The sequence below is a fragment of the Sanguibacter biliveldensis genome, from assembly GCF_033798665.1.
Classification (GTDB): Bacteria; Actinomycetota; Actinomycetes; order Actinomycetales; family Cellulomonadaceae; genus Sanguibacter; species Sanguibacter inulinus.
In genome coordinates this window covers 4,285,123-4,296,988 of record NZ_CP138359.1, presented here as the reverse complement: position 1 = coordinate 4,296,988, position 11,866 = coordinate 4,285,123, and the positions used below count along the sequence as shown (strand labels likewise).

The following is an 11,866-nucleotide window of genomic DNA, read 5'->3' as shown; positions in this document are numbered from 1 at the left end:
CAGCCCTGAGAATCCGGCCCTAGCGAGCGGTCGGGAGATCGACGTGCCCGCGAATGTCGCCCTGCTCAGACGGCGTCTGTCGACCGTTCTGTCCCAGATGGCCCCCGAGGCCGTCGAGCTCGGTGAGATCTTCGCCGCAGCAGGTCACGAGCTCGCGCTCGTCGGCGGGCCCGTCCGGGACGCCTTCCTCGGGCGGTCGAGCGCCGACCTCGACTTCGCGACCTCAGCCCGGCCCGACGACACCCAGCGCCTGCTCGCAGCCTGGGGAGACGCACACTGGGACATCGGCAAGGAGTTCGGCACGATCGGTGCCAAGAAGTTCTCCCGCGGGGGTGCGCCCGAGGTGGTCGTCGAGGTCACCACGTACCGCACCGACGAGTACGACCCTGCCTCGCGCAAGCCTCTCGTCGTGTTCGGCGACACCCTCGACGGTGACCTGTCCAGGCGTGACTTCACGGTCAACGCGATGGCGGTCCGGCTGCCGGACCTCACCTTCGTCGACCCGCACGACGGTCTGACCGACCTGGCCCGCGAGGTGCTGCGCACCCCGATCGAGGCCGTGCGGTCCTTCGACGACGACCCGCTGCGCATGATGCGCGCGGCGCGTTTCGCCGCGCAGCTGGGCTTCACGGTCGACCCCTCGGCCGACTCTGCCGTCCGTGACATGGCCGAGCGCATCACCATCGTCTCGGCCGAGCGGGTCCGCGACGAGCTGTCGAAGCTGCTCGTGTCGAGGTTCCCGCGGCAGGGGCTGCACGTGCTCGTCGAGTCGGGGCTTGCGGACCACGTGCTGCCCGAGCTCGTCGGCATGAAAGAGGCCGTCGACGAGCACAACCGGCACAAGGACGTGTACGAGCACTCGCTGACGGTCCTCGACCAGGCGATCGACCTCGAGACCGGTCCTGACGGCCCGGTGCCCGGCCCGGACCTCGTGCTGCGGCTCGCCGCCCTGCTCCACGACATCGGCAAGCCGGCGACCCGCAAGTTCGAGAGCAACGGGACGGTGAGCTTCCACCACCACGAGATCGTCGGTGCCAAGCTCACCGCCAAGCGGCTGCGCGCGCTGCGGTTCGACAAGGAGACCGTCAACCAGGTGTCCAGGCTCGTCGAGCTGCACCTGCGGTTCCACGGCTACGGTGACGGCGCGTGGACGGACTCCGCGGTCCGCCGGTACGTGACCGACGCGGGTCCGCTGCTCGAGCGCCTGCACAGGCTCACCCGGGCCGACTGCACCACGCGCAACAAGCGCAAGGCGCAGCGCCTCTCGAGCGCCTACGACGACCTCGAGGCGCGCATCGAGGTGCTGCGCGGCGAAGAAGAGCTCGCGTCGATCCGCCCGGACCTCGACGGCCAGCAGATCATGGAGGCCCTCTCGCTCAAGCCCGGGCCGGAGGTGGGACAGGCGTACAAGTTCCTCATGGAGCTGCGCCTGGACCGCGGCCCGCTCGGCCCGGAGGCCGCCCGCGAGGAGCTCGTCCGCTGGTGGGCCGGGCGGAGCACAGAGCAGGCCTGACCTCGCTGGGGCCACCTGTCCCATCTCCTGCTGCCCTATCGGGAGCTGGTGGGGCTGGCTGGGGTCAGTCGGCTGCCAGGTGGCTCGCCTCCCAGGTACGGAATGCCTCGGCGATCTCGGGGGCGTGGGTGTGGTGCAGGTAGTGCTCGCCGTCGAGGGGGACCACGGTCCCGTCGTCGGCCTCGGCCGCCTGCTGCTCGTGGAGCGGGAGCCAGTCCGGGTTCTTCTCGTTGTGCGCCACCACGAAGAGCAGCAGCGGCAGGTCGGCCGGGAAGGTCGAGCCGAGAGCCCGCTCGAAGTTCGCGGGGATGTGCGCCATCTCGTCGCGGTAGGTCGGGGAGAGGGAGTTCTTGTTGCTGAGCATGCGCATCTGCTCGCGCACGTGGTCGCTGTAGACAGGGCCGTCCGTCGCGTCTGAGCCGCGCGAGCCAGCTGAGGCCGTGGTGCCGTCGCCGTCGCCGCCGTCGGTGCCCTGAGCACCGTCGAGACCGTCCCCCGCGATCGCCGACAGCACCCGCACCAGGCCGAGGGACTTCGCAGCGCCCATCAGCCCTGTCGGGAACTGCGTGTCCATGCCGGGCTGGCCCGGCACGCTCGAGTCGATGCCGACGAAGGCCGTCACCTCGTCCGGGTACCGCGTCGCGTACTCGATGCCGTAGAGCCCGGCGATCGAGTGGCCCATGAGCACGTAGCGGTCGACGTCGAGGGCCTGCAGCGCCTCGTGCACCTCCGACACGATGTTCTCCGTGGTGCGCGGCACGTCGGTGCCGTCGCTCAGGCCGTAGCCGAAGGGCTCGACGACGACCACCCGGTGGTCTTCGGCGAGGTCCGTGACGAGCGGGCCGAAGTCGAGCACCGGGGAGGCCGTGCCGAAGCCCGGCAGCAGGACCACGTCGAGCGGGCCGTCTCCGGTCACCTGGACGTTCATCTGCCGACCGTCGACGGTCACCGTCTGGCCGTAGGACTCGATGCGGTCCTTCTCCCGTCCCGTCGCGACAGCATTCACGACCGTCGTCGTGGCCAGACCGACCGCGAGCACGGCGCCCACGGCCGTCACCGACAGCAGCAGTCTCTTCACTGGCTTCTTCACACGCACCTCTCCCGGGGCGCACCCTGCGCCCCACGGAACAGCATCGGCCGCAAGCCTCCCCCGGCGCGTCAGTCCCACGTGGACACCTGACGTACCGCGCTCGTCGTACGCCGACGTCACTCCCGCGGGCGATCCGGTCCGAGGTGGAGGACGGGATACTGGGTGGGTGACCCAGACCCGAGCGCCCCGACAGTCCGGCTCGGCCTCCCGGGCGCGAGACGTCGCTGCGGTCCTCGTGGTCGTCGTCTTCGGTGTCCTGCCTTTCCCCGACGAGGCCTTCCGGGCGGGCTGGCCCGTGCTGACCGTCGCCCTGCTGCCCGTCCTGGTGCTCCCGTCCCGGCGCAGCCGACCCCTGCTCGCGCTCGCGGTGTCTGTCGCATGCGTCGTCGTCGTGGCTCTTGCCGGCACCTTCGCCCCGAGCGCCCTGCTGGCCGTCGCGATCACCGCCTTCTCGGCGGCTGACCGCACCCGCAGGCCAGTCGCGGTCGTGAGCGTCCTCTCGGCAGCGCTCGCCGTCTTCCTGGTCGCGGCGGTGCCTCTCGACGGCGACCTGCTCGACCCCCGGGTCCTGCAGTTCGTGCTCTTCGTCGTCCTCGGCGGTGCGCTCGGCGACGCCAGCAGGTCGCGGCGCGAGGCCGAGACGTCGCGCCAGCAGGTGCTCGACGCCGTGACAGAGCGTGCCGAGCGAGCCGAGCGCGACCTCGACGACGAGGCCCGCCGACGGGTGACGGAAGAGCGTGTGCGGATCGCGCGGGACCTGCACGACGTCGTCGCCCACCAGATCGCCGTCATCAGTCTGAGCGCCGGGGTCGCGTCGTCGTCGATGGAGACCCGACCCGAGCGGGCACGTGAAGCCCTCACGACGATCCGGAGCGCCTCCCGGACCGTGCTGACCGACATCGGCGGGCTGATGGCCCTGCTGCGAGCCGACGACGCCGACGACCTCCGCGACCTGCACCCTCAGGCCGGGCTGGCCCAGGTCGACGAGCTCGTGGCGCGCTTCGAAGGTGTAGGGCTGCGGGTCGACCTGGACCGTGCACCGGGCGTCGTCGAGACCGCCGCGCTCTCGCCCGCGAGCGACCACGTCGCGTACCTCGTCCTCCAGGAGGGGCTCACCAACGCGCACAAGCACGGGACGGGCGACTCGGCGGCCGTCGTGCTGAGGAGCGGGGGAGGGACTCTCGACCTCTCCGTCACCAACCCTGTGCGCCCCGGAGCCGGCACCGAGTGCCTCGACGGTCATGGTCTGCGCGGGCTGCGCGAGCGCGTCGCCTCGGTCCGGGGCCGCGTCGAGACCTCCCAGGCCGACGGCCTGTTCAGGCTCGACATCTCCGTCCCCGTCGAGAGCAGGGTGGCGCTGTGATCACCGTCCTCGTCGTCGACGACCAGCCCCTGGTGCGTCAGGCCGTGCGCGACATCCTGACCGACAGCGGCGACATCGAGGTGGTCGGGGAGGCCTCCGACGGCCATGAGGCCGTGCGCGCCGTCGTCGCGACCTCGCCCGACGTCGTCGTGATGGACATCCGCATGCCCCACCTCGACGGGATCGCTGCGACAGCGCAGATCTGCGCGGGCCCGTCGGCCGGCACCACCCGGGTGCTCGTCCTGACCACCTTCGAGGACGACGAGTACGTGGTCGCTGCGCTGCGGGCCGGTGCCAGCGGGTTCGTCGGCAAGGGGGCGGAGCCTGACGACATCGTCCGGGCCGTCCGCACGGTCCACCTGGGGGAGGCCCTGCTGTCCTCCGCCGCCACCACGGCGCTCGTGCGCAGGTTCGTGCAGCAGCACGTCCCACGAGACGACGCGTGGCAGGACCACGGGCTCGACCGCCTGACCGGGCGTGAGCGCGAGGTGCTCCTGCTCGTCGCCGCGGGGCAGACCAACCAGGAGATCGCGACAGGCCTCGTCATCTCGACGCACACCGCCAAGACCCACGTGAACCGCATCATGACCAAGCTGGACGTCCGCGACAGGGCGCACCTGGTGATCCTCGCCTACGAGTCAGGCCTGGTGGCACCCCAGAGGTGAGCCGGTGACCCGGTGCGCCGGCGGTGAGCCCACGGTGCATCGGCGGCACGGCGGCACGGCGGCTCGCGAGGTCGTCCCGGAGATCTCGACGTCGTCCCGACACGCCAGATCTGTCTGCCGCGTCCAGTCCCCGGCGTGTCTGCACGACCTCGTGGCAGGAGGGACGACCTCGTGGGGCACGGCAGGGCAGGGCACAGCAGGGCAGGACGGGTGGGTTGGTGCGGGTCAGGCGCCTGCGGGTGACGTCGGCCGGGGGGACCGCAGCCCACGAGCCCCGAAGACCGCGGCCGTCGTGAGGTACCCGACCGCCAGCACGGCGAACACCGGGCGCGAGTACCCCGAGTCCGGCAGCGTCACCGCCGCGATCGCCGCAGCGGCGATGAAGGCCGAGTTGTAGACGACGTCGTAGAGCGCGAAGGCCCGCCCCCGGAACTCGTCCGGGGTGTCCCGCTGCACGATCGTGTCGACAGCGATCTTCGCGCCCTGCGCCGCCAGACCTAGCAGCGCGGCGCAGACGAGCAGCACGGGCAGCCGCACGGATGACAGCAGCACCAGCTGCGCGACCCCCGCCAGCAGCAGGCACAGCACGACCCACAGCTGCGAGCCTGTCCGCCGGGCCAGCACAGGGGTCGTCAGGACAGCAGCACCAAAGCCCACTGCCGAGGCCGCCAGGACCGACGCGAAGACCGCCAGCCCGGCATCAGGGTCACCCGGGTCGGCCAGCAGGTTCCGCGACAGCAAGATGCTCGCCACGAAGGTGACCCCGTAGAAGAGCCTGTGCACGCCCATCACCGCGAGGGCCTGCGCCGGTGTGCCGATCTGCCCGAGCGCCCGCCCGCCCTCGACCAGACCACGACCCAGACGGGCCAGGCGCTCGCGGACCACGTCGGCGTCCGCGAGCTCGCCCGGGCCGAGGCTGTCGGGGCCGAAGCGGGCCGCGACAGCCGCGGCGCACGCGAAGAAGACTGCCGCCGCGCCGAGCGAGGCCGCGTCCTTCGACGGTCCCGCTGTCATCACGAGGCCCAGCAGGAGCCCGACCAGACCGCCGACTGCGGCAGCGCCCGCACCGAAGGTCGGCACCACGGAGTTGGCCGTGAGCAGCTGTTCCCGCGGCACGACCCGCGGCAGCGACGCCGCGAGGGCCGCCAGCACGAATCTGTTGAGCGACAGGTTCGCCAGGGCCAGGACGTAGACGACGGGACCGATGCCCCACAGCAGGACCCACGCGCCGATAAGCAGCGTGACGCCGACCCGTGCGACGTTGACGCGGACGAGCACCTGCCGGCGGCGCCACCGGTCCAGCAGCACGCCGGCCCAGGGGCCCACGAGCGTGAAGGGGGCGAGCAGCACGGCGAAGGCTACGGCGATCGACCCGGCCGTGCCCTGGCTCTCGGGGGAGAAGAAGAAGAGGGTCGCCAGGCCCACCTGGAACATGCCGTCACCCGCCTGGCCCACGAGGCGCACGGCGAAGAGCCGTCGGAAGTCGCGGCCACGGAGGAGGCCTGCGAGATCCTGGGGGACTGACATGCCGGCAAGCCTAGGGGAGACGAGAGAAGACCCGGGGCCTGCGGGAGGCTCGGGTCTTCGGGGAGGGCGGGTGCGGGGTGACGGGCGCGACAGGGCTTGGCCTGTCGGGTGCGGTCTCGCGCTGTCTCTTCGGTCGCGACAGCCCTGCGCTCCGCTACGGCCGGAGGCCCAGAGCGAAAAGCGTGCTCTGAGCCTCCAACCTGCGCTGCGCTACGGGCTATCGCTCGTTGGTACCAGCGATGAAGGCCTCGAGCTCGACGCGGCCCTTGGTGTCTTCCATCTGGACCGGCGGCGACTTCATGAAGTACGTCGACGCGGAGAGGATCGGGCCACCGACGCCGCGGTCCTTGGCGATCTTCGCGGCGCGGACGGCGTCGATGATGATGCCGGCCGAGTTGGGCGAGTCCCAGACCTCGAGCTTGTACTCGAGGTTGAGGGGGACCTCACCGAAGGCGCGACCCTCGAGGCGGACGTAGGCCCACTTGCGGTCGTCGAGCCAGGCGACGTAGTCCGACGGGCCGATGTGGACGTTGCGGTCGGAGGTCTTGCCACCGAGAGGTCCGTCGAGGTTCGACGTCACGGCCTGGGTCTTGGAGACCTTCTTGGACTCCAGGCGCTCACGCTCGAGCATGTTCTTGAAGTCCATGTTGCCGCCGACGTTCAGCTGGTACGTGCGGTCCAGCACGACGCCGCGGTCTTCGAAGAGGCGGGCGAGCACGCGGTGCGTGATGGTCGCGCCGACCTGCGACTTGATGTCGTCGCCGACGATCGGGACACCGGCGTCCTCGAACTTCTTGGCCCAGACGGGGTCCGAGGCGATGAAGACGGGGAGGGCGTTGACGAAGGCGACGTTCGCGTCGATCGCAGCCTGCGCGTAGAACTTCGCAGCCTTCTCCGAGCCGACGGGGAGGTAGCAGACGAGGACGTCAGCCTTGACGTCCTTGAGGGTCTGGACGACGTCGACCGCGGCAGCGTCCGACTCCTCGATGGTCTCGCGGTAGTACTTGCCGAGGCCGTCGAGCGTCGGGCCGCGCAGCACGTTGATGCCTGTCGGCGGGACGTCGGCGATCTTGATCGTGTTGTTCTCCGACGCCTGCGTGGCGTCGGCGAGGTCGAAGCCGACCTTCTTCGCGTCGACGTCGAAGGCAGCCACGAACTCGAGGTCCGAGATGTGGTACGGGCCGAACTGGACGTGCATGAGACCGGGGACGGTCTCGTTCTTGTCGGCGTTCCTGTAGAACTCGACACCCTGGATCAGGGAGGTCGCGCAGTTTCCAACGCCAACGATGGCGACGCGGATGGCAGTCATCCTCGCTCCTTGCTGTCTGTGTCGCGACCGAGGTCGTCGACAACGTATGGATTGATCTGATCTGGTGCTGCAGGTTGTGCGTCCGCCGTCAGGCTGGCGCCCGGGGTGACCCCCGTGGTCCGGGCACGACGACGGTCGCGCTCGGTGTTGATGAGGCCGTCGAGCCATCGAACTTCACGTTCGACCTGCTCGAGGCCATGTCGTTGCAGCTCGAGGGTGTACTCGTCGAGCCTGTCCCGGGTCCGTGCGGACGAGTCACGCACGTTCTCCAGGCGCTCGTTGAGCCGGCTGCGCCGACCTTCGAGGATGCGGATCCTAGTCTCGGCGTCTGTCTGCCCGAAGAACGCGAACCTCACGTCGAAGCTCTCGTCCTCCCACGCGGCCGGACCTGACGACGCGAGCACAGACTGCAGGTGCTCCTTGCCGTCGGCCGTGAGCGTGTAGACGATGCGCGCCCGCTTGCCCGAGAGGGCGTGCGGGGGAGCCTCGTCCGACGCGGCACCGACGATGAGACCGCGCGTCACGAGAGACTTCAGGCACGGGTACAGCGACCCGTAGGACAGCGCCCGGAACGAACCGAGGACCAGGTTGAGGCGCTTGCGCAGCTCGTAGCCGTGCAGCGGGGAGTCGTTGAGGAGGCCGAGCACGGCGGTCTCCAAGACGGACGACTTGCTGCGCACAGACACCTCCTGGATACCCTCGTGAGCTCCCACGAGCACCCAAGACGGGACTCGATGTATCGGATCGATACATCGGAAGACTAGGCACATCGACACTGTCGCGCAAGGGTGGTTGGCCCCCGGTGCCTGCCGACCGGGTCGCTCGACGACGGGTGAACCTTGAGTCTTGGCGGTTCCCGGGTATGTGAAGGAGACGGGGAACTGGTGGGCGGGCGTGGCACAGAACTGCTGCGGCGGCGCTCCTGCACGTGAACTCGCCCGGCCCAGCCTCTACAGTTCACGGTGGGCTCGTGCGCTCCCGCCCCCACCGGTGAGGCCAGACGTCCCACCGGACGCGCCAGGTGCGCGGCCCCAGCAGACCTGGACCGGCCCTCCGCCGCGGTCTGCTCACATCGACAGCCGTAGGAAAGGTCCGCGCGTGGCAAGCTCGACTGGACGACCTCAGCAGGGTCCGTCAGGCACGACGCCTGTCCGGGTCTCCGCGACCTCCCGTGCGACCGGGACCCCGGGCGCAGCACGCCCCGCCGCGCCGGCTGGCACCGCGAAGGGCGCGACCACGCCTCAGCGCGCCGCAGCCGGCGCTCGCCCGGGCTCGATCCCACCGGCGGCGGCCGGGAAGACCTCTCCAGCCAGGACCGCCGCGTCGGCGAGAACCGGCACCGCGACGAAGACCGGCGCAGCAACCCAGGCCCGGACGTCCACGAAGACCGGCGCAGCCGCGGGTGGCAAGGGCGCTGCAGGTGCCGGCTCGGGCGGCAAGGGTGGTGGCGGCGGACGTCGCCGGTTCTTCAACTACCCGCGCTACGGCAAGGGCCCGATCCGCCGCTGGATCCCCTCGTGGCGCTTCGTGCTCGGAGCGATCCTCACGGGCATCGCCCTGGTCTGCGGCGTCGTCATCGCCGCCTATGTGAGCCTCGCCGTGCCGACGCCGGACTCGGTCACGCTCCCGGAGAAGTCGACCGTCTACTACGGCACGGGTCAGACGATGACGGTCTTCGCCGACCAGGACCGCGAGATCATCCCCGGGGACCAGATCCCGCAGCACGTGCGCGACGCCGCCGTGGCTGCCGAGGACCGCTCGTTCTACGACAACTCCGGGATCGACCCCAAGGGTCTCACCCGGGCCTTCATCGGCAACGTCAAGGCGGCCCTCGGTGACGGTCGGGTGACAGGTGGTTCGACCATCACGCAGCAGTACGTCGAGCGCTACTACACGGGCGAGACGACGACGAGCTACGCGGGCAAGTTCAAGGAGATGCTCCTCGCGGTCAAGATCGACCGGCAGGAGAAGAAGGAAGACATCCTCGCGAACTACCTCAACACCATCTACCTCGGGCGCGGTGCGTACGGCATCCAGGTCGCGGCGACCAAGTACTTCGGCATCCCGGCCTCGGAGCTGACGGTCTCGCAGGGTGCGCTCATCGCCGGGATCATCCCGTCCCCGTCGAACTGGGACCCGCAGTCCAACCCTGAGAAGGCTCAGGAACGGTGGAAGTACGTGCTCGACGGCATGCTCGCCGAGGGGTTCCTCACGCAGGCGGAGTACGACGAGGCCAGCGCGACCTTCCCCGAGACCATCCCCTACGAGCAGACCAACCGCAAGGAAGGGTCGCAGGGCTACCTCATCGACATGGTCGAGCGTGAGCTCGCGGCCCTGCCCGAGCCGATCACCCGGGAACAGCTCGACAGCGGTGGCCTCTCGGTCCACACCACGATCGACTACGGCGTCCAGCAGATGGCGCTCGATGCCGTCGCCGCGATGCCGCAGGACAGCGCTCCGAACCTCAAGAAGTCTGTGGTCACGATCGATGCCGCCACCGGTGGGTATCTCGCCCTCTACGGGGGGAGCGACTTCTTGGCCAGCCAGTTCAACAGCGCGACGATGGACGTCGCCCAGGCCGGGTCGACCTTCAAGCCCTTCACGCTCATGGCGGCCCTCGAGGCCGGCAAGACCCTCAAGGACACCTTCGACGGGAACAACAACAAGTACTTCCCGGCGTACGACTACACAGGGCGAAACTTCTCGAACCAGAACTTCGGCCGGGTCACCCTCGAGAAGGCGACGCAGGACTCGATCAACACGGCCTACCTCGAGCTGAACGACGAGCTCGGCCCGCAGGCGACCGTCGACACGGCGATCAAGGCCGGCATCCCGGCCGACTCGGTCGACCTGACGCCCGTCCTCACCAACGTCCTCGGCACGGCGTCGGTCCACCCTGTCGACATCGCCCGGGCCTACACGACCTTCGCAGCCAACGGTCAGGAGCGACCGACGCACATCGTCGCGTCGGTGACCAAGAAGGTCGACGGCGAGGACGCGACGGTCTACACCGCAGACACGTCGGTCGGCGACCCCGTGTTCACGCCCGAGAACACCGCCGAGCTCACCTACGCGTTGACACAGGTGGTCGAGAAGGGGTCGGGCGAGACCGCCTCCTCGCTCGGCGTCCCGATCGCCGGCAAGACCGGCTCGACCAACGAGAACAAGGCCGCGTGGTTCGCGGGGTACACGCCTGAGTTCGTCACGGTGGTCTCGATGTTCCAGTCGGGTCCGAACGGTGAGCAGGAGAGCATCACGCCCTTCGGCGGCTACAAGGAGATCACGGGAGCCACCGCGCCCGTCGACCTCTGGACCGACTACATGGGCCGGCTGCTCGCGGGACGCCCCGTGCTCGAGTTCCCCGAGCGACCGTCACCCCCGAAGCCGACCTTCACACCGACGCCCACCCCTGACCCGACGACGGAGCCGCCAGCACCCACGACGGGTCTCGTCCCGGACGGGCTCGTCGGGAGCTCGGCCGACGCGGCCTCGGGTGCGATCGCGGCGGCGGGGCTGACCCCCTCGGTGTCGGAGCAGTTCGACCCGAGCGCACCGGGCACCGTCATCAGCGTCAACCCGGGTCCTGGCAGCGAGGTCCCGCTCGGGTCGACCGTCGCGGTGGTCGTGTCGAAGGGGCCAGAGCCAGCACCTGAGCCGGACCCCACCACACCTGCCCCGGCGCCGGCGCCGGAGCCGTCGACGCCCGCGCCGGAGCCGACGACTGATCCAGCGCCGTCGGAGCCGCCTCCCGCCGATGCCGGTGCCGGGCAGCTGCCCGGCGGGTGACGACCTCGTGTGATGCGGCCCGCTCGACCTCGGTCGGGCGGGCCGTGCTCGTCTCACGGGACGTGCAGGTGCCTCGCTCCGAGGGTCCGGGCGGGGGTTCCCGGCGGGACCTCGGGCGGGTACCATTGGACACTGTTGTGTGCGTCCGGCTGCCCGCCATCGGGCAGGAGGCGCACACCGAGCGGCCGGGTCTCGACCCGGCCGTACGTACGCACTAACCCTCCTGTCACGGAAAGACCGTGGCCGCTGAGTCCGTAGGAGGTGGGTTCACACATGCGTCAGTACGAATTGATGATCATCCTCGATCCCGAGATCGAAGAGCGCACCGTCGCTCCGTCGCTCGACAAGTACCTCACGGTCATCTCGACCGAAGGTGGATCGGTCGACAAGGTCGACATCTGGGGCCGCCGCCGTCTGGCGTTCGAGATCCAGAAGAAGACAGAGGGCATCTACGCGGTGGTCGACTTCACCGCCACGCCTGCGACTGCCAAGGAGCTGGACCGTCAGCTCGGCCTCAACGAGGTCGTCCTGCGGACCAAGATCCTGCGCGCAGACGTCTGAGCACACGCTGAAGCACCTGCACGACCTCGCACGACCCGCACGGAATCGAATG

General features: G+C 69.9%; 9 protein-coding genes. 5 read left to right on the top strand and 4 right to left on the bottom strand.

What is annotated here, in order from left to right:
• Positions 1-97 precede the first annotated feature (97 nt).
• A complete protein-coding gene (locus SANBI_RS18695; protein ID WP_319157740.1) occupies positions 98-1,513 on the top strand; it encodes a CCA tRNA nucleotidyltransferase in 1,416 nt (471 codons plus the stop codon).
• Positions 1,514-1,577: 64 nt separating this feature from the next.
• Here the strand turns inward: SANBI_RS18695 and SANBI_RS18690 are convergent, their stop codons facing one another.
• Positions 1,578-2,603 (bottom strand): alpha/beta fold hydrolase, encoded by a 1,026-nt coding sequence (locus SANBI_RS18690; protein WP_319157738.1) that lies wholly within the window; start codon positions 2,601-2,603, stop codon positions 1,578-1,580.
• Between the two features lie 166 nt (positions 2,604-2,769).
• Between SANBI_RS18690 and SANBI_RS18685 the strand changes: the two genes are divergently transcribed.
• Positions 2,770-3,966 carry a sensor histidine kinase gene (locus tag SANBI_RS18685; RefSeq protein ID WP_319157736.1) on the top strand — a complete coding sequence of 399 codons (1,197 nt, stop codon included), beginning with the start codon at positions 2,770-2,772 and terminating at the stop codon, positions 3,964-3,966.
• Positions 3,963-4,631 carry a response regulator transcription factor gene (locus SANBI_RS18680; protein WP_319157734.1) on the top strand — a complete coding sequence of 223 codons (669 nt, stop codon included), beginning with the start codon at positions 3,963-3,965 and terminating at the stop codon, positions 4,629-4,631. The genes SANBI_RS18685 and SANBI_RS18680 overlap by 4 nt, the downstream gene beginning before the upstream one ends.
• Positions 4,632-4,856: 225 nt before the next feature.
• Here the strand turns inward: SANBI_RS18680 and SANBI_RS18675 are convergent, their stop codons facing one another.
• From SANBI_RS18675 to SANBI_RS18665, 3 genes are all read right to left on the bottom strand, one after another.
• Positions 4,857-6,158: an MFS transporter gene (locus SANBI_RS18675; RefSeq protein ID WP_319157732.1), complete on the bottom strand. Its 1,302-nt coding sequence runs from the start codon at positions 6,156-6,158 to the stop codon at positions 4,857-4,859.
• Between the two features lie 217 nt (positions 6,159-6,375).
• Entirely contained in the window at positions 6,376-7,467 is a 1,092-nt protein-coding gene (locus SANBI_RS18670) for an inositol-3-phosphate synthase (protein ID WP_056134570.1), read from the bottom strand.
• Positions 7,464-8,147, bottom strand: a complete 684-nt coding sequence (locus SANBI_RS18665) for a PadR family transcriptional regulator (protein ID WP_056136301.1) — start codon at positions 8,145-8,147, stop codon at positions 7,464-7,466. Before SANBI_RS18665 ends, SANBI_RS18670 begins: the two co-directional genes overlap by 4 nt.
• Positions 8,148-8,565: 418 nt before the next feature.
• Between SANBI_RS18665 and SANBI_RS18660 the strand changes: the two genes are divergently transcribed.
• The gene (locus SANBI_RS18660) at positions 8,566-11,253 is read left to right on the top strand and encodes a transglycosylase domain-containing protein (RefSeq protein ID WP_319157729.1); all 2,688 of its coding nucleotides are present in this window, start codon (positions 8,566-8,568) and stop codon (positions 11,251-11,253) included.
• A gap of 273 nt (positions 11,254-11,526) precedes the next feature.
• The gene (gene rpsF, locus SANBI_RS18655) at positions 11,527-11,814 is read left to right on the top strand and encodes a 30S ribosomal protein S6 (protein ID WP_056134550.1); all 288 of its coding nucleotides are present in this window, start codon (positions 11,527-11,529) and stop codon (positions 11,812-11,814) included.
• Positions 11,815-11,866 lie beyond the last annotated feature (52 nt).